The 23,605-nt window shown below is 66.0% G+C and carries 21 protein-coding genes and 2 tRNA genes; 22 read left to right on the top strand and 1 reads right to left on the bottom strand.

Features of this window, described 5'->3' with window-relative positions:
- Nucleotides 1–14: 14 nt before the first annotated feature.
- From nrdD to selD, 17 genes are all read left to right on the top strand, one after another.
- The gene (gene nrdD, locus U1E26_03000; protein MDZ4168611.1) at nucleotides 15–209 is read left to right on the top strand and encodes an anaerobic ribonucleoside-triphosphate reductase; all 195 of its coding nucleotides are present in this window, start codon (nucleotides 15–17) and stop codon (nucleotides 207–209) included.
- Nucleotides 193–888: an anaerobic ribonucleoside-triphosphate reductase activating protein gene (locus U1E26_02995; GenBank protein MDZ4168610.1), complete on the top strand. Its 696-nt coding sequence runs from the start codon at nucleotides 193–195 to the stop codon at nucleotides 886–888. Before nrdD ends, U1E26_02995 begins: the two co-directional genes overlap by 17 nt.
- 160 nt (nucleotides 889–1,048) lie before the next feature.
- A complete protein-coding gene (mfd, locus tag U1E26_02990; protein MDZ4168609.1) occupies nucleotides 1,049–4,513 on the top strand; it encodes a transcription-repair coupling factor in 3,465 nt (1,154 codons plus the stop codon).
- A gap of 6 nt (nucleotides 4,514–4,519) precedes the next feature.
- Nucleotides 4,520–5,494, top strand: a complete 975-nt coding sequence (locus tag U1E26_02985; GenBank protein MDZ4168608.1) for a SurA N-terminal domain-containing protein — start codon at nucleotides 4,520–4,522, stop codon at nucleotides 5,492–5,494.
- A gap of 1 nt (nucleotide 5,495) precedes the next feature.
- Entirely contained in the window at nucleotides 5,496–6,302 is an 807-nt protein-coding gene (mazG, locus tag U1E26_02980) for a nucleoside triphosphate pyrophosphohydrolase (protein ID MDZ4168607.1), read from the top strand.
- Complete coding sequence (gene eno / locus U1E26_02975) at nucleotides 6,299–7,588, top strand: phosphopyruvate hydratase (GenBank protein MDZ4168606.1); 1,290 nt, start codon at nucleotides 6,299–6,301, stop codon at nucleotides 7,586–7,588. Before mazG ends, eno begins: the two co-directional genes overlap by 4 nt.
- Before the next feature lie 41 nt (nucleotides 7,589–7,629).
- Nucleotides 7,630–8,511: a hypothetical protein gene (locus U1E26_02970; protein ID MDZ4168605.1), complete on the top strand. Its 882-nt coding sequence runs from the start codon at nucleotides 7,630–7,632 to the stop codon at nucleotides 8,509–8,511.
- 55 nt (nucleotides 8,512–8,566) lie between these two features.
- Nucleotides 8,567–9,964 carry a pyruvate kinase gene (pyk, locus tag U1E26_02965; GenBank protein MDZ4168604.1) on the top strand — a complete coding sequence of 466 codons (1,398 nt, stop codon included), beginning with the start codon at nucleotides 8,567–8,569 and terminating at the stop codon, nucleotides 9,962–9,964.
- A gap of 176 nt (nucleotides 9,965–10,140) precedes the next feature.
- A complete protein-coding gene (locus U1E26_02960) occupies nucleotides 10,141–10,680 on the top strand; it encodes a septum formation initiator family protein (protein MDZ4168603.1) in 540 nt (179 codons plus the stop codon).
- A 7-nt stretch (nucleotides 10,681–10,687) separates the two neighbouring features.
- Nucleotides 10,688–11,203 carry a DUF501 domain-containing protein gene (locus tag U1E26_02955; protein ID MDZ4168602.1) on the top strand — a complete coding sequence of 172 codons (516 nt, stop codon included), beginning with the start codon at nucleotides 10,688–10,690 and terminating at the stop codon, nucleotides 11,201–11,203.
- Nucleotides 11,200–12,147, top strand: a complete 948-nt coding sequence (locus tag U1E26_02950; protein MDZ4168601.1) for a Ppx/GppA phosphatase family protein — start codon at nucleotides 11,200–11,202, stop codon at nucleotides 12,145–12,147. The genes U1E26_02955 and U1E26_02950 overlap by 4 nt, the downstream gene beginning before the upstream one ends.
- A tRNA-Leu gene (locus U1E26_02945) sits at nucleotides 12,148–12,235 on the top strand.
- Nucleotides 12,236–12,346: 111 nt separating this feature from the next.
- Nucleotides 12,347–13,006 carry a cobalamin-dependent protein gene (locus U1E26_02940; GenBank protein ID MDZ4168600.1) on the top strand — a complete coding sequence of 220 codons (660 nt, stop codon included), beginning with the start codon at nucleotides 12,347–12,349 and terminating at the stop codon, nucleotides 13,004–13,006.
- Nucleotides 13,003–14,166 (top strand): tetratricopeptide repeat protein, encoded by a 1,164-nt coding sequence (locus U1E26_02935; protein MDZ4168599.1) that lies wholly within the window; start codon nucleotides 13,003–13,005, stop codon nucleotides 14,164–14,166. Before U1E26_02940 ends, U1E26_02935 begins: the two co-directional genes overlap by 4 nt.
- 2 nt (nucleotides 14,167–14,168) lie before the next feature.
- Nucleotides 14,169–16,175 carry a beta-galactosidase trimerization domain-containing protein gene (locus U1E26_02930; protein MDZ4168598.1) on the top strand — a complete coding sequence of 669 codons (2,007 nt, stop codon included), beginning with the start codon at nucleotides 14,169–14,171 and terminating at the stop codon, nucleotides 16,173–16,175.
- A 73-nt stretch (nucleotides 16,176–16,248) separates the two neighbouring features.
- Nucleotides 16,249–17,625, top strand: coding sequence for a GGDEF domain-containing phosphodiesterase (locus U1E26_02925; GenBank protein MDZ4168597.1), 1,377 nt, complete (start codon nucleotides 16,249–16,251; stop codon nucleotides 17,623–17,625).
- Nucleotides 17,626–17,639: 14 nt separating this feature from the next.
- Nucleotides 17,640–18,668 carry a selenide, water dikinase SelD gene (gene selD / locus U1E26_02920; protein ID MDZ4168596.1) on the top strand — a complete coding sequence of 343 codons (1,029 nt, stop codon included), beginning with the start codon at nucleotides 17,640–17,642 and terminating at the stop codon, nucleotides 18,666–18,668.
- A 19-nt stretch (nucleotides 18,669–18,687) separates the two neighbouring features.
- Here selD and U1E26_02915 read toward each other — a convergent pair whose 3' ends face one another.
- Complete coding sequence (locus tag U1E26_02915) at nucleotides 18,688–19,077, bottom strand: TspO/MBR family protein (protein ID MDZ4168595.1); 390 nt, start codon at nucleotides 19,075–19,077, stop codon at nucleotides 18,688–18,690.
- A 113-nt stretch (nucleotides 19,078–19,190) separates the two neighbouring features.
- Here U1E26_02915 and yedF point away from each other — a divergent pair, with 113 nt between their 5' ends.
- From yedF to U1E26_02890, 5 genes are all read left to right on the top strand, one after another.
- Nucleotides 19,191–19,529 (top strand): sulfurtransferase-like selenium metabolism protein YedF, encoded by a 339-nt coding sequence (yedF, locus tag U1E26_02910; protein ID MDZ4168594.1) that lies wholly within the window; start codon nucleotides 19,191–19,193, stop codon nucleotides 19,527–19,529.
- A 28-nt stretch (nucleotides 19,530–19,557) separates the two neighbouring features.
- A complete protein-coding gene (gene selA, locus U1E26_02905; GenBank protein ID MDZ4168593.1) occupies nucleotides 19,558–20,961 on the top strand; it encodes an L-seryl-tRNA(Sec) selenium transferase in 1,404 nt (467 codons plus the stop codon).
- Nucleotides 20,958–22,871 carry a selenocysteine-specific translation elongation factor gene (gene selB / locus U1E26_02900; GenBank protein ID MDZ4168592.1) on the top strand — a complete coding sequence of 638 codons (1,914 nt, stop codon included), beginning with the start codon at nucleotides 20,958–20,960 and terminating at the stop codon, nucleotides 22,869–22,871. The genes selA and selB overlap by 4 nt, the downstream gene beginning before the upstream one ends.
- Before the next feature lie 100 nt (nucleotides 22,872–22,971).
- Nucleotides 22,972–23,068, top strand: a tRNA-Sec gene (locus U1E26_02895).
- Nucleotides 23,069–23,132: 64 nt separating this feature from the next.
- Nucleotides 23,133–23,600 (top strand): hypothetical protein, encoded by a 468-nt coding sequence (locus U1E26_02890; protein MDZ4168591.1) that lies wholly within the window; start codon nucleotides 23,133–23,135, stop codon nucleotides 23,598–23,600.
- Nucleotides 23,601–23,605 lie beyond the last annotated feature (5 nt).

The following is a 23,605-nucleotide window of genomic DNA, read 5'->3' as shown; positions in this document are numbered from 1 at the left end:
CGAAGGAGACCATCATGGCTGCAGAGAAGACCACACTGACCGAGATCGAGATGCTCAAGATCGCGCTGTCCGACGAGGAGCGCCAGCCCTGCGAGGTCTGGACGCGCGTGATGGGCTATCACCGCCCGGTCGTCTCGTTCAATCAGGGCAAGCAGGGCGAGTACGCGGAGCGCGTCTGCTTCGTCGAGTCTGGTGAGCTCGCCAACTAGCGGGCGCGTGGGCGGCTTCGTGCCGCTGTCCACCGTCGATTGGCCCGGTCAACTCGCGGCAACCGTGTTTCTGCGCGGATGCCCGTGGGCCTGTTCGTACTGCCACAACGCCCACCTGCAGAGCACGGTGGGTGCAGGGGACGATGTGGTGTGGAGCGAGTTTGTGGCCTTCCTCGAGACGCGCGCGGGCCTGCTTGACGCCGTGGTGTTCAGTGGTGGGGAGCCCACGATGACCCACGCGTTGCCCGGGTGGATGACGCAGGTCAAGACGATGGGTTTCGCCGTCGGGCTGCACTCCGGTGGGGCAGACCCGGAGCGTTTCGCCGCGGCGCTCACCCGTGCGGATTGGGTCGGCTTTGACGTGAAGGCCCCCTTCGACGAGTACGCGTTGGTCACCGGCGTCGCCGACTCGGGCACGGGCGCGCTGGCATCGCTGCGGCGACTGGTGGCCAGTGGCACGACCTTTGAAGCTCGCACGACCGTCGCGACGCAGCTTCTGGCTGAGGGCGTGCTCGAGCGGATGGCGGCCGAACTCGAACGCGAGGGCGTGCGCCGCTGGGTACTCCAGACGTGTCGTACTCCGGAAGGGGGAGGGTCGCCCGCTGCGCTGACAACGGTGTTGGATTCCGTCTCGCTCGCAGCCACCTTCGGGAGCCGTTTCGATCTCGTGGTCCGCTGATTCCCGCGCGCCGGCGACGGCGAGGTGTTGGCGATGTGTTGACCGCCGCTCGCCACGGGCATACTCTGACCGTCCCCCGCTGCGGTCGGCGGTGCACTTCGCACCCCGGGCGTTTCGCGGGCTTTCGTGCTGTTCGGCTCAAGCTGGGAGCGCCCGCCTGATGCTCATCGACCACCTCTCGGACGCGTTCTCCTCAGCGGAGTCCGTCGCCAAGATCGCCACCCTTCTGGACGCAGGGGCCGACGCGACACTCGCCGTGCCCGGACTGGTGCGCCCAGCCGTCGTCGCCTCGATGTTCACGCGTCACCCGCGTCCGATGCTCGTGGTTCTGGCCGGCAGCGAGTCGGCGGAGCGCTTCGCGCGTCACACGGCGGCGTTTCTGGGGCGCGAGCACGTGTTGCTCTTCCCCGACCGCTCGGACACGCCGTGGTCGGGTGCGACTCCTGACCACGAAGAGGTGGGCCAGCGTGCCCGTGTACTGCACGCGCTGGACAAGGGACGCGCGGTCGTCGTGGTTGCGGCAGCGCGTTCGCTTCTGCGAGCGGTTGCGCCCCATGGGAGCTGCGTGTATGACCCCCTGACGCTCGTCGCTGGAGGGCAGCTGGACCTCACCGAGACCGCTGAGTCGCTCGCGCGCATGGGCTATGAACGTGTCGAGTCCGCCGACGAGCCGGGTCTGTTCGCGGTCAGGGGGGGCACGCTCGATGTGTTCCCGGCAGGCAGCCAGCATCCGGTGCGCGCCGAGCTCTACGGCGACGAGGTGGATTCACTGAGGCGCTACGTGCCGGGTACCGGCCAGGCAATCGGCGATAGCATCTCGAGCGAGATCTTCCCGTGCCGCGAACTCGTGCTGTCCAAGCGGGGGGCGGAGGCCGCCGAGAATGCCCTGCGCGAGCGAGCTCTCAAGGACCCGCTGATAGCTCATGAGCTCGAGTTGCTGGCCCAGGGCGTGTTCTTCACCGGCGTCGAGCGGTACTTGCCCCTGCTCTACAAGCGCGCTGCGAGTCCCACCGAGTACCTTGGCGTGGATACGTTGGTCGTCGTCGCGGAACCCCGTGCGCTGTTCGACGATACCGTCCGTCGGCGCGAGGAGCTCGAAGTCGCGGCGAAGAGCGTCGGCTATCGCTCGATGGCCCCCAATGTCACGGCGCTCGAGGGTCTCTACCTCGCGCCCGCACAGCTCGATTTCGGCGACAGGCAGAGACTGACGCTGCTCTCGCTCATGCGTGCAGGCAGCGGTGTGGACGGCGATCTCGTCGCCCGAAGGCCGGAGGTCTCCGGCGGGGAGGAGCGCTTCGTCGGCGGCGTCCGCTCGCTGCTTGCTGCAGGCAACCGGGTGTCGGTGGCGATACCGGACCGTCGCACACGCCGTCGGGTGGGCGACCTGCTGGTTGAGTCAGGCGTCGCAGTGGCCGAGCTTCGCGATCGTGCCGCCGATGCTGATGAGGACGGGCAGGCCAAGTCGTGGGTTCCGGGCACGGTGCTGCTGTCGGATGTCGATGTGCCTGCCGGTTTCGTGGTTCCCGACGCCCGCGTGGCAGTCGTGAGTATCGATGATGTCTATCCGCGTTCGATGGCGCGCAGGCGGCGCCGCGAGATCGACCCGACCAAAGTCACCTTCGCCTTCGCCCCGGGTGACTATGTCGTTCACGCCACGCACGGCATCGCGCTCTTCCGCGAGGTGATCCGCCAAGAGGTCCTCGGTGCCGAGCGCGACTACCTGCTGCTGGAGTACGCCAAGGGCGACCGGCTCTTCGTGCCGGTGGACCAGATCGACCGCGTGACCAAGTACGTCGGCCCCGACGGCGCGGCCCCGCGCGTGACGCGACTCAACACCGCCGACTGGAGCCGCGCGACGGGCAAGGCACGCAAAGCGGTTCGCCAGCTTGCCTTTGACCTCGTCGACCTCTATGCCCGCCGCTCCACGGTCACCGGGCACGCCTACGGCGCGGATACGCCGTGGCAGTTCGAGATGGAGGCGATGTTCCCCTACGTGGAGACGCCGGACCAGCTTGCGGCCATCGCTGATGTGAAATCGGACATGGAGTCCGACAAGCCGATGGACCGGTTGATCTGCGGAGATGTCGGCTACGGCAAGACGGAGGTGGCCATTCGCGCTGCCTTCAAGTCGGCCCAGGACGGCAAGCAGGTCATGGTGCTGTGCCCCACCACGATCCTCGCCCAGCAGCACTTCACGAACTTCAGTGAGCGGTTCGCCCCCTTCGGTCTGACGGTTGAAGTCCTGAGCCGCTTTCGCAGTGACGTTCAGCAGAAAGCCGCGCTTGAAGGCTTCGCGGACGGTCGGGTTGACGTGCTCGTGGGAACGCATCGCCTGCTGTCCCGCGACGTCGCGCCCAAGGACCTGGGGCTGATCGTCATCGACGAGGAGCAGCGCTTCGGCGTCGAGCACAAGGAGCACCTCACCAACCTGCGCGAGCAGGTCGACGTGCTCGCGATGAGTGCCACGCCGATTCCGCGCACGCTGCAGATGTCGCTGTCGGGTGTGCGCGACATGAGCGTCATCGACACGCCGCCGCCCAATCGATTCCCGGTGACCGTTCACGTGGGCGAGTGGGACGAGGATGTTGTCTCAGGCGCGATCCGTCGCGAGCTCGAGCGCGGCGGGCAGGTCTACTACGTGTCCAACCGGGTGCGGACCATCGATGACGCCGTCGAGCGCGTGCGCAGGGCTGCCCCGGAGGCACGCATCGCCGTGGCCCACGGACAGCTGTCCGAGAAACAGCTTGAGTCGGTCATGGAGCAGTTTGCGGCCAACGAGGCCGATGTGCTCGTGGCCACCACCATCATCGAGTCGGGCATCGACAACCCGCACTCCAACACGCTCATCATCGAAGACTCGCAGCGGCTTGGTCTTGCGCAGCTCTACCAGCTCAAAGGACGCGTAGGACGTAGTCACGTCAAGGCCTACGCGTTCTTTCTCTTCCCGCGCGAGGGTGGACTCACCGAGCAGGCCGTCGAGCGGCTCATGGCGATCAAGGAGCACGACGATCTGGGTAGCGGCATCAAGATCGCCATGCGCGACTTGGAGATTCGCGGAGCCGGCTCACTCATTGGCGCCGAGCAGCACGGCAACCTTTCAGCCGTCGGCTTCGACCTCTTCGCACAGATGCTCATGGAGGCGGTGTCGGAGGCGCGCGGCGAGCCGATGGTGGCGTTCCCCGACATCCGGGTCGACCTGCCGGTGCCCGCTTTCATCCCCGAGGTGTACCTCGCCGACGTCGACGAGCGCGTCCGCGCCTATCGCCGACTGGCAGGCGCACCCGCGATCGAGGCTGTCGACGCGGTGGCGGCCGAACTCATCGAGGTCCATGGAGCCCTCCCCGAGGTGACGCGCAACCTCGTGGACATCGCTCGGATGAAGGCGATCGCGTCAGACGTCGGTATCACCAGCATCTCTCTTGTGCGCAACCGCATCGTGCTCGCGCCGATCGACCTTGATGACGAGCAGCGTGGTCGGCTGGCGGCCCTGGGAGCGGTCTTCCTCGACCACAAGCATGAGGTCGCGCTTCCGGTTGGCTATGGAGAGTCTGTGACGAGTGCCGCCCTCGGCGCGCTCGGTGCTATATACTCGGCAGCGTCCGAACCCAGTTCTCGGGAGGAATAGACCAGCATGAAGCCGCTTCGAATCGCACTCATACTTGCCTTGGCCGTTGCGCTCATGACCGGCGCCGGATGCTCGGACAAGGAAACCGCCGCCAAGGTCAACGGCGAGAAGATCACCATCGTTGAGCTTGACAAGCAGGTGGAGCAGCTCAAGACCCAGTACCCGGACATGTTCACCGGCGCTGATGGGGAGGGCCGGCTGATCGACTTCAAGCAGCGGCTTCTTGACAACCTGATCAACCAGAAGCTGATCGAGCAGGCCGCCAAGGATAAGAAGATCTCCATCTCCGAGGACGAGATCGCCAAGCAGATCGAGCAGCTCAAGTCCGGTTTCCAGGACGACAAGCAGTTCCAGGACGCCCTCAAGAGCGCCGGGATGACCGAGGAGTCGCTCACGACCCAGATCCGCGAGCAGCTGCTCACCCAGAAGCTCATCGAGTCGCTGTCCAAGGACGCCAAGGTCAGCGAAGTCGACATCAAGTCCTATTACGACAAGAACAAGTCGCAGTTCGAGCAGCAGGCCGCCAAGCGTGCGTCGCACATCCTCTTCAAGCCGGAGGACAAGCAGGAAGCCGAGAGGGTTCTCTCTCAGGTCAGGAGCGGGGGCAACTTCTCGGCGCTTGCCAAGGAGTACTCGGTCGATACCGCGACCGCGACCAATGGCGGCGACCTCGGCTGGCCGACGACTCCGTACGTCCCTGAGTTCGAGGCCGCGCTCAAGAAGCTCGACAAGGGTCAGACGTCGGCACTCGTCAAGACGCCCTACGGATGGCACATCATCCGCGTGACCGAGGAGCGCAGCGCCAGCCAGCAGAAGCTTGAGGACGTGAAGGACCAGATCGAGCAGATCCTCGTCCAGCAGAACCGCGCCGATGCCTACCAGAAGTTCCTGGACGCTCTACGCAAGAAGGCGAAGATCGAGATTCTGCTCGAGGAGCTCAGGACCGTTTCGCCCGCGTCGCAGGAAACCACTGCGAAGTAGCGTGGAGCGGTCGAGCGAGGAGCGCACGGACCGAAGCCGGTTCGAGGAGTTCGTAGAGATCATCGCCAGACTGCGGGCGCCCGACGGGTGTCCGTGGGACCGCGAGCAGACGCACCGTTCGATCGCAAAGAACATGGTGGAAGAGGCCTACGAGGCGGTTCACACCATCGAGAGCGATGACATCGCCGGGCTCCGCGAGGAGCTCGGCGATGTGCTTCTTCAGGTTGTCTTGCAGTCGCAGATCGCCGCCGACGGTGGTGAGTTCACCGTCGCAGACGTGATCGACGGAATCATCGACAAGATCGTCCGGAGACACCCCCACGTATTCGGTGAAGCTCAGGCCACTGCGACTGCTGACGAGGTTCACCGGCGTTGGGATGAGATCAAGCGCGACGAGAAGTCTGTGAAGGGTGCCGGTCTGCTCGACGATGTCCCCACATCGATGCCGGCACTCATGCTCGCCCAGACCATCTCGCGCAAGGCCGTTGCGGCGGGGTTCGAATGGGAGTCCCTCGACGGTGTTATCGACAAACTACACGAAGAGGTTGCCGAGCTCGCCGAGACCACTCCCGGCAGCCCCGAGGCGGCCGATGAGATAGGTGACATACTGTTCACCGTCGTGAACCTGGCGCGCAAGCAGGGAATCGACTCTGAGACCGCGCTGCGTGGAACGTGCGAGAAGTTCCGTCGGCGCTGGGGTGGGATGGAGGGGGCGGCGGCTGCCGAGGGGCGCGAGCTTGCCGATCTGTCCCTTGATGAGCAGGAAGACCTGTGGCGTCAGGCCAAAGAGAGGGAGAGGGACACATGAGCAACATCGTCGACGTGTACGCGCGAGAGATTCTCGATTCGCGCGGCAATCCCACCGTCGAGGTCGAAATCGTGCTCGACGACGGCAGTTTCGGTCGTGCTGCGGTTCCGTCCGGAGCGTCCACGGGTGCGTTCGAGGCGGTCGAACTGCGTGATGGAGACGCCACGCGCTATCTGGGCAAGGGCGTGCGTAACGCGGTCGACAACGTTAACGGGCCCATCGCCGAAGAGATCATCGGGATGGACGCCACCGACCAGCGCGGAATCGACATGCTCATGCTCGAGCTCGACGGTTCAGCGAATAAGGGCACTCTGGGTGCGAACGCGATCCTCGGGGCATCTCTCGCATGCGCGCGCGCTGCGGCTGAGTCGACCGAGCTCACCTTGTACTCCTACATCGGGGGCGCCAACGCTCACGTCTTGCCGGTTCCGATGATGAACATCCTCAACGGCGGAGCGCATGCAGACAACAATGTCGACCTGCAGGAGTTCATGGTCATGCCCGTGGGAGCTCCCACCTTCGCCGAGGGACTGCGTTGGTGTGCCGAGATCTATCACACGCTCAAGGGGGTTCTCAAGGCGCGCGGCCTGAGTACGAGCGTCGGTGACGAGGGCGGCTTCGCGCCGAACCTTGAGAGCAACGAGGCCGCGCTTGCCGTGGTCGTTGAAGCTGTTGAGAAGGCAGGTTACGTTCCCGGCGAGCAGATCATGATCGCGCTCGATCCGGCCATGACGGAGATCTATGACGCGGCGCGCGGCATCTACACGCTTGCCGGTGAGGGTCGCGAGCTCACGAGCGCCGAGATGGTCGACTTCTGGGATGACCTCGTGTCGCGCTACCCCATCATCAGTCTTGAGGACGGCATGGCCGAGGAGGACTGGGACGGGTGGAAGCTGCTGACCGAGCGGCTCGGCAACAAGATCCAGCTTGTCGGCGATGACCTGTTCGTCACCAACACCGAGCGCCTCAAGAAGGGCATCGAGATGGGCGTGGCCAACTCCATTCTCATCAAGGTGAACCAGATCGGCTCGCTCACCGAGACGCTCGACTGTATCGAGATGGCTAAGCAGGCCGGGTACACCTGCGTGATATCGCACCGCTCCGGCGAGACTGAGGACACGACCATCGCCGATCTGGCGGTGGCCACAAACGCGGGACAGATCAAGACCGGTGCTCCGGCGCGCTCTGATCGGGTCGCCAAGTACAATCGGCTCATCCGGATCGAAGAGGAGTTGGCCGAGTCGGGCACGTACCCGGGCCGGGATGCCTTCTACAACGTCAGATAGGGTCGTTCGCGCCGCCAGATGATGCAAGGGTGGGACGAGAAGTGAAGCGTTCGGTCATCGATGAGGAGAACACGCAGTTCGGCGTGCCCATCGAGTCGGCTCTTGCACGCAGGGACCGACTGGCGAACAGCTACGACTTCGTCTTCGGCCACGAGCGGGTCTTCCCCGAGCTCGTCAAGGCGTTGCTCGAGGAGGTTCCGTACTCAGAGACGCTGCTTGAAGTCGGTGCCGCCACCGGCTTGCTGACGCAACCGCTGCTCTCCCGCGCCGATTCGCTCATCGCACTTGAGCCGTCGCCGGGCATGCTGCGCAGGATCCTCATGTCGGAGGTGGCCAACGACCCCCGACTGGGAACCATGCTCGGCATGGTCGAGGACCTCACGGAGCTCGCGGTGTTTGACAACGCGGTAGTGACGTTCACGCCCCGGCGCGGCGTCGGTCTGCTCACGCTGCTCAATCTGCTCGCGAAGCACGTGCGCAAGAGCATCGTGATGCTGCTTGATGACGACGGCTCCATGGACTGGGCTTTCGTGGCGCGATCCGCATCCATCCAGTGTTTCGACGTACGGATTCGCATCGTGACCGACGGCGCGTGCGGGGAGGGCGACCAGAAGCGGGCCGTCATCCTTGTCGCGGGTGTCGAGAAGTGGTGCGAACAATGCGAGATCGACGACGCCTGGGACCTAGAGGCTCGCGTCGTAGAAGTGCCGTACCCGGCGCCGCGAGGTGCTGCGACGAGGCTCGTCAGATACTTCCTCGCCGGCGGAGATCGCGCGATCCAGGTCAAGACCGAGCGCGATGGCGTCGAGCGGCTGTACGGCAATCTGCGCACCGCAACGCACCGAATCGCCCGCGATGAGATCACCGTGCGGCGCACCGACGACGGAGTTCAACTCGTGCGATTGCCCAAGGCGAGCGAGTAGCCCGTCGCTTTGAGGGTAAGGACTTCTGGCAAGGCCCCACCCTCAAGGAGGCGCTGTGCGACGCACGAGGATCGTTGCCACCATCGGTCCGGCCACTGAGTCGCCTGAGCGTCTGCGCGGCCTCATAGTGGCGGGGGTCGATGTGGTTCGGCTCAACGCTGCTCACGCGGGGCCCGGGGAGTTGGCGGCTCATCTGGGCGGCATCAGGGCGGCTGCCGCCGGCGAGGGGCGCGAGGTCGGCGTCCTGCTCGACCTCCCCGGTCCCAAAGTGCGTCTGGGCGCGGTGGCCGCTGGTGTTGAGCTCGAACCCGGCAAGCCGTTTCGTCTGGTCACCGAGGAGTGCGTCGGGGATGCGGCACACGCCTCGGTCAGTCACCGCGGGCTTGCTGATGACGTGGTCGAGGGGGATCGCATACTCATGGATGACGGGCGCCTCGAGCTCGTCGTCAGAAGTACCGGACCGGGGGATGTGCGCACCGAAGTCGTCGTCGGCGGTCCGCTGCTCAGTCACAAGGGCGTGAACGTTCCGAAGGTGACACTGTCCGTCGATGCGCTCACCCGCTACGACACGACGCTGCTGGCGTGGGCGCTCGCCAACGAGATCGACTGGGTGGGACAGTCGTTCGTTCGCGCGGCCGAGGATGTGCTCGCACTGCGTGCGCTCATGACGACCCGGCAGATTCCGATCGTCGCCAAGATCGAGAAGCACGAGGCGACGGAGCGGATCGATTCGATCGTTGAGGTGGCGGATGCCGTGATGGTGGCGAGGGGGGACCTTGGAGTCGAGACGTCTCCCGAGCGCGTTCCCGTGCTCCAGCGTCGGATCGTGAACGCTGCCCGTGCTGCCGGCAAGCCGGTCATCATAGCGACCGAGATGCTCGACTCGATGCGGGAGAGGCCTCGGCCGACACGTGCGGAGGCCAGCGACGTCGCCAACGCGATCTTCGGGCGCGCGGATGCGGTGATGCTCTCCGGTGAGACCGCCGTGGGGGAGTATCCCATCGAGGCGGTGGAGACGATGGCGCGCATCGTGGTGGCGGCGGAAGAGGCGGCCTCGCCACCGCGCCCGCCGCGCTCGACGCGCGTGCGCGACGACGTACAGGCAGCGGTCAGCTCGGCGGTGAGCGATCTGGCGAGCGAGCTGCGCTTGGCGGCGATCGTCACCATCACGCAGTCGGGCGCCACGACGCTTGCCGTGTCCCGGTACCGTCCGGTGACGCCGATCATCGCCGCGGTCCCCTCGGTCGAAGCGGCGCGCCGCCTTGGGTTGGTCTGGGGCGTGAGGACCGTGATCGTTCCGTTCGAGGAGAAGACGGACCCGCTCCTCGACCAGGTGACGGTTGCGGTGTGCGACGCCGGGCTGGTTGAAGCGGGCCAGCGGGTGGCGCTGACCGCAGGGCTCGCGACGAGGTTCCCCGGTGGGACTGACTTCATCCACGTACGAACCGTGTAGTGGCTCCAAGGCCGGGAGACCACGCGTTCGCCGTGCAGGTCGAACGCCTGTTCGCATCCCTTAACCTCAGGTAGACGTAGAGGCGACAGGCTACCCGTGTGGTGCTACCATTCGGTGTGAGCGGTCCAGACCGGGACCGTTCGCACGCTGGCCTTCACACAGGACTTCTCAGGCCTATGGCACCGAGAAACACGCAGCACGGGGCATCAGCGACATCGCGGCGCGCGTCCGGATCGGGCGAACGCGCGCGGGCGTCGGCGCATTCGCGCGCACCCAAGACCTCATTGAAGAAGCACTCGGCCAAGGCTGCCACGTGCGATGCTCCGTCCTCGACCAGGTGGTGGGCTGTCCCGCTCGCCGTCATCGTCATCGTCACCGCCTTCGTCCTCGCGTACTATCCCGTGGCCCAAGTGCAGTACCGCGAGGCTCGTGAGAGGGCGCGGCTGTCGTCGGAGCTGGAGGCGCTGACCGCCCGCAATGAGCGTCTGTCCGGGCAGGTCGCGCGCTTGCAGACCCCCGAGGGGGTGGAGGATTACGCGCGCACTCAGCTCGGCCTTGTGAAACGTGGAGAGCGCGTCGTGGTCGTGCGGGATGCCTCCGGAGTCCCCTTGGTGCCGGCTGAACCCGGTGTCCCTGATGTGGACTCGGGCAACATCGCAAAGCAGCCGGTCGGCCCTTGGACCGATCTGCTCGATCTTGTCTTCGGCTTGAGGTGAGGGCGCTGTGAGCAGGCCGGGTGACGAGGTGACTGTCGCCCTTCAGACAGGACGCGAACCTCGCGATCCGTGGCGCGTCGGCAACCGCTGTGACCACGGGTACCCAAGCGTCATTCTCTCTCCGTCGATGCTGGGCGACGGCACGCGCTTCCCCACGTGGGCATGGCTCACGTGCCCCCACCTCGTGGAGCACGCCCGGGCGGCCGAGTCGGCGGGGGATATCGCCGGCTGGAACGCCCGGCTGTCGTCTGATGCGGCTCTCGCTGCGCGCCTGGCGCTCGTCGAGGACGAGCTCAGAGCGGCGCGCTCCCGTGAGTCCGCGCACGGCGACTGCTGTGGGCAAGACGGCATCGCCGGTCAGCGAGTGTTCGGCCACGTGAAGTGCCTACACGCTCACGCCGCGCTCTATCTCGCGGGTCTTGCAGACCCCGTGGGCGAGGCTGTGGTGGTCGCGGCGGGCGCAACGTGCGCCGACAACCGTTGCGCGAAGCTGCTGGCTGACGCTGGCCGGGACTCAGCATGAGCGCCACGCGCCGTCTGGCCGCCATCGATATCGGTACGGTGACGACGCGACTTCTTGTCGCCGAAGTGACAGGTTGTCACATCGCACAGATCGAGCGCAGCACCGACATCACCCATCTGGGCGAGGGCCTGTTGACGACCGGGTCTTTGTCACCTGAGGCTATGGCGCGTGTCGCTGCGGTGATCGGGCGCTACGCACAGCGTCTCCAGGCCCTCGGGGTCGAGGCGTACCGAGCGGTTGCGACGAGCGCCAGCCGAGATGCGACCAATGCGGCGCACTTTACTCGCATGCTTGCGGAGCACGGGATCGACATCAGTGTCATCTCCGGGCAACGTGAAGCCGACCTCTCGTTCGCCGGCGCCGTGACGGGCCGGCGCGGTGACGGGCTGCTCGTGGTCGACTGCGGCGGCGGCTCGACCGAGCTGGTGCTCGGGTCCTCAAGTGATAGCGGGCCCAGAATCGTCGCCGCTCGATCGGTCGACGTGGGTTCGCGCCGCATGACCGAGAGGTTTTTCCGCGCCGACCCGCCGGACGGGGCGGATCTCGATGCCGCACGGGCGTGGGCGACGCACGAGATGCGCGGTTACTTCGACCGGCTGGACGAGCGGCCACGCTCGATGATCGCGCTGGCGGGCACGGCGACGACGTTGGCCGCGGTGCGCCTCGGTCTGAAGCAGTACGACTCCGCGCTCGTGCACGGGTTCGAGATCACCGGCTCTGACGCCGCCGACCTGCTGGAGCTGTTCGTGGACGTGCCCATTGAAGAGCGACGACTCATTCCGGGGCTCCATCCTGAGCGCGCAGGCGTGATCGTGGCGGGTACGCTCATCCTTGAGACGGTGCTCGCGTTGTCCGGATTGGACCGGTTCATCGTGAGCGAGCAAGACATTCTGTATGGGATACTGTTGGACACCTATCGCGACCTGCAGGAATCGAGTCCGTGAGGCGGCGTATCCGAACTGGCACAGGAGGCGGACTTAAAATCCGCTGACCTCTAGGGGTTTGTGGGTTCGAATCCCACCGCCGCCACCACGAACGTAGAGGCGGCAGACCGAGTACAGAGCAGGCGCGTCCGGGCACGGCGACTCGACAGACAAGACGGCCCTGCACACGGGCCCGCGAACGGGAGGGGGTCTGGATCAGATGGCAGATGATGCTGCAGCACGCCTGTACCAGGCCTTCGTGAACCAAGACCCGGCGGCCGCGATTTCGGTCATCGAGAAGGTGAAGCAGTCGGGCGTGGCCCAGGCCCAGCTGTTCGATCACCTCTTCGCGCCCGCCATGTCGCTCTTGGGCGGTGCGTGGGCCAGTGGTGCGATCGACGAGTACGGCTTCACGCAGGCCGCGGTGATCGCCGAACAGATCACGAGCTTCGTCACGCCGCCGACCACGGCACAGGACACCGGCATCACCATCTTGCTGGGCACGATGCACCGCGATCTTCACGCGATAGATAAGGACGTCACCGGCGCCGCTCTCAAAGAGGCGGGTCACCGGGTCATCGACCTGGGAGAGGACGTCCGACCGGCTGAGTTTCTCGAGCGTGCTGAGGAGACCGGCGCACGAATCGTCATCGTGTTCGCTCAGATGAATGGCACCGCGCTCAGCATCTCTCGGGTGCGCGAGATGTTCACGGCCGGCGGACGCGACGATCTGGTTCTGTTCGTGTCCGGAGGGCCGTTCGCGGCAGACGTCTCGCTTGCCAAGCACGTGGGCGCCAATGGCGTGGTCCGCGGTGCCGAGAGCGCGCTGAAGCTCGTAGCCAAAGTCACGAGTGTGCCGGCGACCGGAGGCGGCCGATGAGTCCCCGGGGACGCCAGGTGCTTCTTGCCGAGGGTCTTGCACGCCAGGGGCACGTCGCTCCGGCGGTCGAGGCGTGTTACGAGGCACTGCGGCTTGACGATGCCGACCCGCTGGTTCACGCACTTCTCTCGGACCTCTTCTTAGCCGGGGACTTCCATGACGAAGCGATCGCGGCGGCGACCAAGGCCATCGAGCTCGATCCGGAGTGTGCTCCTGCGTACCTGTCGCTGGGGCTGGCCTATGACCGGCGCGGTGGCATGTGGGACCAGTCGATCCTCGTGTGGCACGAACTGGCCGAGGTGGCTCCGGAGCTCGTGACCGCCCACGTGCAGCTCGGGGAGGCCTTCGCCGCTGCGGCGTTCGAAGCGGAGGCCATCGAGGCGTGGAAGCAGGCGCTCGAACTCGACGTGCACGAGGCGCGGGCGATGTACAACCTCGCCGTGGCAGCGCTCAAGAAGGAAGGCATGGCGACCGCTCTGCCGGGATTTCGCAAGGCCGGCGAGCTCGACCCGAGCCAGGATGACTTCTTCTTCGCGCTGGCCGGCGTGTACGACGACGGCGCGGCCGCACCGGACCCGATCGACGTACCGCCCGATCGGGACAGTCGGCTCGCGGCAGCGTTCGCACTGGCCTTCGAGGAGGACTTCTTCAGCTCGGTGGACCTGATCCGGCTGATCTTGGATGAGAACGCCGACGACCCCGAGGCCCTCGCACTTGCGGGTTACCTGTATCTGAAGCAGGAGGCGGTGAACGAGGCGATGGCGGTGGCGCTCCGTGCCTTGGCGGTCTCGACGAAGACACCGACCGCGGTCTACGTGCTCGGGGCCGCTTTCGCCAAGCGTCCGGGACTCAACCGAAACGCCGCACGGGTCTTCGGCGCACTGGCCAAGGCGGTGCCGAACCAGCCGATGCCCCATGTCTTGCTCGCCGAGTCTCTCTTAGGGCTCCAGCGCTACGGCCAGGCGAAGCAGGCGTATCTGCGCGCTGTCGAACTGGACCCGACCTTCGTGAGGGCTCGGTTCGGACTAGCCGCTTCACTGCTCACCGAGGGCGAGCACGCGCTCGCGCACCACGAGATCCGCCGTGCCGCCTACTACGACACCCGCCGTCAGGGACTCTTCTGGCAACTGTACGACACCTACGCCGAGGGGAGGGAGTAGCCATGCCGACTCGCAAAGGCGGACCGCGCCAGCCGCGTCAGCGCATCGAGCGCGAAGAGGTTTCGCCTGCATCCATCCCGAGGCGCGCCACTGCGCAGGCCGCCGCCGCGGGCGCACCGGCCAAGGCGCTCCAGCGCAACCCGCTCTTCCCGGTCGGGGTGTCGTTGTACCCCCTTGATGCGGAGACGCAGGGGCCTGACGACTGGTACGAACGCGACCAGACCGAGGATATCGATTCGCTTGCAGAGGCACGCTGTGCACTCGTCCGCGTGTTCGTGAGCTGGCGGGTTCTCGAGCCTCAGGTGGGGCAGTACTCGCTCGAGGCGCTCGGTCGGCTGGCCGACCTCGTCTCCACCGCGCGGGCCAAGAAGATGCAGTCGGTCGTGTGCCTGTTCGCCGACGACCGTCATGCGGAGCTCTCCGACGTGAGTTGGGGCAAGCGTCGGGACCCGCGCACCGATGCGTACCTGCTCCAGCGCGAAGTCGCGCTGGCTCAGAAGGTGGCCAGTCATCTGCAAGGCGAGCCCGGCGTGTTCGCATGGCAGCTGGGCAACGAGGCGTTTCTATCCGGCTTCGAATCCGCTGAGGAGCTCGAGGCGTGGGTCGGCTCACTCAGGGAAGCGATCAGGGAGGTCGATGCCAAGCGCCCGATCGGCCTGGGTGCTGACGCTGAGACACTGCTGCGCTCCTCCGGAGTCGATGCACGGGCAGCGCTGGAACCCTGTGAGTTCGCCGTCTCGCATCTCACCGCAGCGTATCGTGCGTACGCCGCTGAAGGGCCCCTGACAAGCGGGCCGTCAACCTATCTCGACGCCTTTCTTCTCCGTGCGGCACACCGTGGCCGCCCGGTGCTTCTCGATGAGATCGGCACCCTCACGCTCGAGCATTCGGCCACGGAGGAGGCCGCCTACGTGCGCACCGCCCTATGGTCCGGGCTGATGAATCGGGCCGGTGGGGCGATGGTGCGGCGGTACCGCGACATGGACACCGAGCGCAGGGAGCCGTACTTCGTCGATCCGTTCGAGACGCTCGTCGGCATCGCCGACTCGGAGGGTGTTCCCAAACCCGTGTTCACCGAGATCGCCAAGTTCGTCCGGACGGTTGCACGCATCGATCTCAAGACCCACGCGCTGATTGCGGAGCGCACGGCGATCGTGGTGCCTGCTGAGCGCTACGAACCGCTGCCCTCGCTCGCCGGACTGTACGACCCCCGCGCGTGTCTGCATGCGTTCGTGCTTGCCAAGCAGGCGCACGTGCCGGTCGCCGTCATCCGGGAGGACGATGAGTTCGAGGCGTACTCGGTGATCGTCGTGCCGAGCGCGTTCGAGCTGTCGGATCAGGCGTGGGAGCGCGTGAGCTCCTTCGTCCAGGGCGGCGGTACGGTGCTGATGAGCTACGGTGGCGGTGACGCACACACAGCCATCCGCGATCTGTTCGGCGTCGAGTTTCTCGGCGACGCCGGCCCTCGCCCGAGACTGTCGTGCCGCGTGGCGCAGGCCGACCTCCTCGGCGCACTGGAGAGCTTCGACGCGCAGTTCGAAGTGCCCAATCACGCGCTACTCTCGGGAGGCACCGCGACGGTCGTGGCCACCGATGCCAAGGGCAGTCCCCTGCTGACGGTGAACCAGGTCGGGCAGGGAAGGGCGGTCTACATGGCCGTCCCGCTCGAGCGGGCCATCGCCCAAGGCGACGCGTGGGCGACTCCGGAACCGGTGCTGCGCATGGCGCGTGAGGTGTACGGAGCGGTGGCCCGAGCTGCCGGCTGCGGCGCACCTGTTGAGTGCGCGGCTCCCGACGTCGAGGTGGCCTTACTTCAGGGCGAGACCGACGACGTGCTCATCTTGCTCAATCACTCCCCGGCGGAAGTGAGTGCCGGGCTTGTGACCGAGCGGCGAGTGGCGTCCATCGCAGATGTCCGTGGCGGAGCGCCTGTTGCGGTCGGGGGTACCGCCTTTGCGGTTCCCCTCGACGGCAACGCAGCAACGGCTCTGAGGATCACGTACGCGTAGGTCATCTGTCACAGGATTCCTCGCCCTAAGCGGTGTATCCTTCGCGTGAGAACGACGAGAGGGGCAATGGGTTATGGATCAGTTCAGTCCAAGCGGTTCGCGGTTCCTGCTTGAGTCGTGGCTGGACTTGGGGGAGCTCGTCGAGAAGCAGCCTGATCTTCGCCGCCTGCTGTTCGACCCGGTGACGGGGTTGCCCACTACGCCGCTGCTGTTCCCCCGCATCTCCAGCCTGCTTGAGGAGCGTGGCGAGGTCTCGCTGATGGCCATCAGCGTGGTGCGCTACTCGCGCATCGAAGAGATCTACGGTTGGAAGGCGTTTGATGATGTCATGCGCCAGGTGGCCGACGTGCTCGACGAGATAGCGGGAGAGACGCTTCGGGACGCCGACGTGATCGCCGAGCTCATGAACTCCGGCAACTCGTTCGTCATCGTGTTGTCGCCTCCACGGACGATGGCCTGCATAGACCCCGGCTCGCGCATCGAACTCACGCGGCGCGTCGAGGTCCGGATCGGCGAGAAGCTCGCCGAGCGTATCGAGCCGGCACTCTTCGCCAAGTTCGGTTGCTACGTCGGGTCGTCCACCGTCTGTCATGACGAGAACGCTCGACTTGAACGGATGATCTACGAGGCGCTGGAGCTGGCCCTCGAAGACAGCCATTCGCGCGAGATCGCCGATACGGTCGACCGCATCGCGCGGTTGCGTGAGATTCTTGTGCACGGGCGAATTCGGACCCTGGTCCACCCGATATTCGAGCTCGATTCGATGGATGTCATCGGCTATGAGGCTCTGTCGCGCGGGCCCGAGGGCTCGGAGTTCGAGCGGCCGGACAAGTTGTTCACCGTCGCCTACGACGCGGATCTGGTGATGCGACTTGAGCGTGTGTGTCGCAAGAAGGCGCTGGAGATGGCCGGCGCCATGCCGCAGGGCCGGCTGCTGTTCATAAACATCGAACCGGAGGCCGTGGGTGATCCGCAGCTTCGTGACACCGTCACGTCAGACATGCTGGCGCAGGCCAAGGTTGCACCGCAGTCGATCGTGCTTGAGCTGACCGAGCGCGCGGCAATCGCCGATTTCTGCCTGTTCAGGGCGACACTCGACTTCGTGCGAGCGCTGGGTTTCGGCGTCGCCGTCGACGATGCGGGAGCGGGCTATGGTTCGCTTCAGTGTCTTGCCGAGGTGCGGCCCGAGTGGCTCAAGATCGACCTGTCACTGGTGCGTGGATGCGACACCGATCAGGTGCGCGCTTCTCTCATCGAGTCGTTGGTGATGTTTGCTCGAAGCGTCGGCTCGCGCCTGATAGCCGAGGGTATCGAGACCGAGGCCGAACTCGACAAGTTGCGCGAGCTCGGCGTGACCTACGGTCAGGGCTACCTGTTGTGCAGGCCCATGCCCGAGTTCCCGGCCGACGAGGATCTCCCCGCTCGGGCCTTTCGCAGGGTCAGCCAGTGACCGAGGGGGAGCGCATTCGCCTCACTCAGTTGTCGAGCAAGGCGGGTTGAGCAGCGAAATGGGGTCCTGAGGACCTCCAAGCGGTGCTGGACAAGATCGCGCCGGGCACTTCTGAGTCCTTGCTGCTCGGCTTTGAGACGAGCGATGACGCTGCGGTCTACCGGCTGAGCGACGATATGGCCGCCCTGCTCACCGTCGACTTCTTCACGCCCATAGTCGACGACCCGTACGACTTCGGGCGCATCGCCGCGGCGAACGCCCTGTCCGACATCTACGCGATGGGCGGACGGCCCCTGACCGCCCTGAACCTGCTCGCTTTCCCGTGCTCGCTGGGCCCCGACATCGTGGGCGAGGTCGTGCGCGGCGGTGGCGAGAAGGTGCTCGAGGCCGGCGCCGTGACGGTGGGCGGTCATACGATCGACGACAGGGAGCCCAAGTTCGGGCTCTCGGTGTTCGGTGTCGTGCACCCGGATCGCGTCGTGCGCAACAGAGGCGCGCTCCCCGGTGACGATATCGTTGTGACCAAGCCGATAGGGACCGGGCTGTGGGGGACCGCGCTCAAGCAGGGTCTAGCGACCGAGGATGATGCGCGCGCTGTCATCGAATCAATGGCCGAACTCAATCGCGCAGCCTGCGAGGCGATGGTCGAAGTCGGCGTGCATGCCGCGACGGACGTGACCGGTTTCGGGCTCGTCGGCCACCTTCATGAGATGGCTGACGCCTCCACCTGCTCCGTCGAGCTGGAACTCGATGCCGTGCCGCTCTTCGCCGGTGCGCTGGAGTGGGCCAGGGCCGGCGTGGTTCCCGGACGCACCGCAGAGGTCGTGGCGTGGGCCGATGGGTTCACCCGCTGGCACAGCGGCGAGGATCGCGATCTGTGGATGCAGCTGCTGTGCGATCCCCAGACGAGTGGGGGCCTCATGATGGCCGTCGACCCCGAACTCGCGGATCAGTTGATGGCGGCGATTGCGTCACGGGGGGTCGCCGGCGCGCGTATCGGACGCTTCACGGGCGAGGGGCGCGGGGTCATCACCGTACGGTGACCGGTCGTGACGCTTCTGACTACCGGTTCGCGAAGGTGATGCTGAGCTGCAGCACGGTAGCGGTCCCTACCCACGCGAGATACGGCACCAGCGCCAGCGCAGCCACGCGCGAGTGAGGCCATATCAGGACCATCGACCACACGATCGTCACGAGTACGAGCACGATATCGAGCGATGCGAGCGGCAGGTTCCGGAGCCCGAACTGAATCGGTGTGAAGGCGAAGTTGGCTGCCAGGTTCAGGGAGATCGGAAGCAGAACCGCGCGGGGCATGGTCCCGCGAAACACCCTCACGATCACGTAGCCGTAGACGACAAAGATGATCGGATAGAGCAGGGTCCATATGGTGCCTATCACCGCAGGCTGTGGCGTCCACGACGGCTTCGCCAGACTCTCGTACCAGGAGTTCATGAGGTGTAGGTACTCCGATCGCGTGGGGGCGGTCCAAGGGAAGCATACGCTGTATTCCCCTGATATAATCTGCGCCAGTGCCGAAGTCTAAGCAATACTTATAGGAGCGCCCTATGGCAAAGCACATTCTCGTTCTGAGCGACGGCATCGGTTCAGGTGATGAGGAACTGGGACGTCTTCTGATGCGGAATTTCCTGTACGCGGTAGCCCGGAACGCCGAGAAGCCTCAGTCGGTCATGTTGATGCACGGGGCGGTGCGGCTCGCCTGCGAGGACTCTGCCGCTGTCGATCATCTGAGACTCTTGGTCGATGCCGGTGTTGCGGTCCGGGTCTGCGGGACCTGCCTCGACTACCTCGGACTCAAGGACCGCGTCGAGGTCGGCGACGTGGGGAACATGGTGGACTCGGTCGCATCGCTCCTCAGCGATGCCGAGGTGCTGACCATCTCCTGAGCGCGTCCGCTCGGGTAGAATCGCTCACATGGATACCAATGCGCTGCTCCGGCAGCTACCCAAGGTCGATGCCCTGCTTTCGCGCCCCGACGTCGAAGCGCTCGGTGCCACCGTTGCGCGCTCGCTCGTGGTCGAGGCCGCGCGTGCGGTGCTTGACGAGGCGCGTGCGGATATCATCGCTGGTCAGAGCGTCGACATAGCGCCCGACGCGATCGCAGCGCGGTTGATGGAGCGTGCCGCGCAGCAGTCGCGCAGCAGTCTGCACCGGGTCATCAACGCTACCGGCATCGTCGTGCACACCAACCTCGGGCGCTCACCCCTGGCCGAGGAAGCGGTGCAGGCGGTTGCGGACGTAGCGCGCGGGTACTCGACGCTCGAGTATGACGTCGACAGCGGGGCCCGCGGCAGCCGACATGTGCATGTGGAGTCGCTGATCTGCCGTCTTACGGGCGCACAGGCCGCTATGGCGGTCAACAACAATGCTGCGGCCGTCATGATGGCTGTGGCTGCGCTCGCGCGCGGCAAGGAGGCGATCGTGTCTCGCGGTCAGCTCGTTGAGATAGGCGGCTCCTTCCGTGTCCCGGATGTGATGGCTGAGTCCGGAGCGACGATGGTTGAGGTGGGCACGACGAACAAGACCCACCTCAGAGACTACGAGACGGCTCTGACATCGCGGACGGGCCTGCTGCTCAAGGTTCACACGAGCAACTACCGCGTGGTCGGTTTCACTGAAGAGGTGGAGCTTTCCGATCTGGTGACTCTGGGCGCGAAGCATGGCGTGCACGTGATGGAGGATCAGGGCTCAGGCGTGCTGGTGGACCTCAGGCAGTGGGGGCTTCCGCACGAGCCCACGGTGGCTGAGAGCGTCGCGGCGGGCGTCGATGTGGTCACCTGCTCCGGCGACAAACTGCTGGGCGGCCCGCAGGCCGGGATCATCGCCGGCAAGGCCGAGGTGATCGCTCTGCTCAAGAAGCACCCGCTCGCTCGGGCGATGCGGCTTGACAAGATGACACTCGCAGCGCTCGAGACGACGTTGCGCCTCTACCTCGACCCCGACCGGGCGGCCGGGCTCGTTCCCACGCTGAGGATGCTTCGAACTTCGAAGGAAGAAGTCGGGACGAGGGCGGTTCGCATCGCGGGGGAGATCGCCGAGCGGTGCGGCGACGCCTATGTGGCGGGCACGGTGGAGGACGTGAGCCGTGCCGGGGGAGGGGCGCTTCCGATGGCTGACATCCCGACGATATGTGTGTCGATCGTGCCGGCTAAGATGAGCCTGAGCGAACTGGAGCGTGCGCTGCGCACTGTGGAGCCTCACGTGATCGCCCGCATAGCGGACGACCGGCTGCTCCTCGATCCACGCACGTTCACCTCGGCCGAAGAGGCAGAGGTCATCGATGCGTTCGTCCGAATCGCCGGGGCCGTCTCCTCGTGACCGCGCCATCACTGGTGCTCGGCACGGCGGGGCACATCGACCATGGAAAGTCGTCGCTGGTCCAGGCGTTGACGGGCACAGACCCTGACCGGTTGAAAGAAGAGAAGGACCGGGGCATCACCATCGAGCTTGGCTTCGCGCGCCTTGAACTGCCGAGCGGTCGGATGATGGGCGTCGTCGATGTGCCCGGACACGAGAAGTTCGTCCGCCAGATGGTGGCCGGAGCGACCGGCGTCGATGTCGTGATGCTGTGTATCGCTGCTGATGACGGCGTGATGCCTCAGACCCGCGAGCATTTGGCGATTCTCGACCTGCTGGGGGTCGACCGCGGGGTCGTCGCCCTGACCAAGGCCGATCTCGTGGATTCCGACTGGGCCCAGATGGTTGCCGAGGACGTCCGGACCCTTCTCGCGAACACGGCGCTCGCGGGCTCTCCGGTCGTGCCGGTCTCGGCCCGCAGCGGCGAGGGTCTGCCGACGTTGCTCGCCACCCTCGATGAGATCGCGCAGGAGGCCCCGAGCCGCCATGCCGAGCTTCCGCTGCGGCTGCCGGTGGATCGCGTGTTCACGATTGCCGGTGCGGGTACTGTGGTCACGGGCACCATGTGGTCGGGCTCGGCCGCCAAGGACGATCCGGTCGAGGTCTATCCGAGCCGCGGCGAGGCCCGCGTGCGCGGCGTACAGGTGCACGGCGCTGGTGTCGAGCGAGCGGTCGCAGGGCAGCGCGTCGCCATGAACGTCGCCGGAATCGAGCGAAGCGAGATCTCCCGCGGCGATATCATCGCAGCTCCTGGGACACTCACCGTCACCGATCGACTCGATGCACGCTTCACCTACCTGGGCTTCCCGGGCGATGACAAGCCCTTCGAGTCCGGCACGCGCGTCCACGTGCATCACGGCACTCGTGAGGTCCTCGGTCGCGTGCTGCTCGTCGACCACACAGAACTGCGCGCAGGCGAGAGCGGACTCGCCCAGCTGAGGCTCGAAGAGCCGTTGGCCCCGCGCTACGATGACCGCTTCATCGTCCGCAGCTACTCGCCGGTCTACACCATTGGCGGCGGGGTGGTACTCGATGCGCTGCCTCCGCGCCGCACGACGCTCAAGCCCCACGAGCGCGAGCTGCTCGAGGCGCTGCTCGCTCACGACCTCTCGTCGGCCAGCACCGGGCTGCTTACGTCGCGCGCCATGCCGATGACGAGCGCCGAGGTCGCAGCGGCTCTGGGTGTCCCGCGCGCCAAGGTCGCTGACGAGCTCAACAAGGCATCGCTCGAGCGGCTGAAGGTTGGATCCGACACCTACTTCGTGACCGCGTCGGCCCTCGACGGAGCCGTCGGCGCGACCGAGAGGGAGTTGCTCGCCTTCCACGAGGCGGATCCGTTGGCCACGGGCGTCGCGACGGCGGCGCTCCGAGATCGCGTGGACCGTCGCCTGACCGCACGGGTCTTCGATGCCATCCTTGAGGTCGCCGCAGCGCGCGGGGTGGCCACCGTCGATCGGGGGCAGGTGCGGCATCCTCGCGCCGCTGTGTCGGCGCTGGCCCAAGAGGCCGACGCGATGTCGCTGCTCCTGCCGCTCATCGAGGCCGCGGGCGCGGCACCGCCCACGCTCGCCGAGATGCTCGACTCCACCGGCGTGGACCCGGGGGTTGCGCGAAAGGCGCTTGCGCGGCTGGTGAGTGAAGGCCGACTCGTTCGGGTCTCGAGCGACTTCCACTTCTCGCCTGCGGCGATCGCCGCGGTGCGCGCGACGCTTGAGGCCTATTTCGCGTCGCGCTCAGAGGGGGCCACGACAAGCGACCTGCGTGAGGCGCTCGGACTCAGCCGCAAGTACGCGATCCCGCTGCTCGAGTACCTTGATTCGCAAGGCATCACGAAGCGCGAAGGCGATCTCAGGACTCTGCGCCGGGCGTAGTCGGGCTGGTGGCACGGGTGCGACCATCGCACAATCCCGCCGGTGCCCTCTCGCACCAGCCGTTTGACAGCCGCGCCTCTCGGCTCGACAATCCTTCGACGGAGCCGGATGGTCCCTGGTGGGGTCCGCGGTCTTCAAAACCGTCGTGGGGGGTGAAGAGCCTCTCGGGTGTGTTCGATTCGCACACGGCTCCGCCAGAAACACGTCCATGACGCTCTTTGCACGACGTGAGGGCATCAGCATCACTGAAAGGCAGCTTGGATGACATCGCATGTCTCACGCCGCGTGGCCCTCGTCGCTGTGGCCGCACTGGCACTCGTGTCCTCAGGCTGTGCCCAGCTCGAGGCGGCGTTCACCCCGGAGCCCAACATCGTCACGGTCGAGGCGACCGTCGCCGCACCCGGGGCTGTCGTCAACGGCGACCTCGCCACGTGGATGCCCGACGGTACCCCGCTGTGGCCGGGCTCTGACGTTGTCGAATCGCAGGCGACCAAGGAGGCGTATAGCCTCACGTTGTCCACCTCGGATGCGTACGCGGACGTTCTGCCGGGGGTAGCCAAGGGCTTTGAGGACGCCGGGTGGAGCGTGCTGTCAGACGAGGAGGGAGACGAGGGTTCGAGGACCGCGGTTCTCACCGTCTCCAACGACACTCACGAAGGAATCGTGACCCTGACCGAGAATGCGGATGGCACGGTCACGACGACGTACGTGCTCGCGCGCATTCCGTAGGGCCT

Source organism: Coriobacteriia bacterium (genome assembly GCA_034370385.1).
In the GTDB taxonomy this organism is placed as follows: domain Bacteria; phylum Actinomycetota; class Coriobacteriia; order Anaerosomatales; family PHET01; genus JAXMKZ01.
The sequence above is the reverse complement of the archived record's forward strand: the minus strand, read 5'-3'. Positions and strand labels throughout refer to the sequence as shown.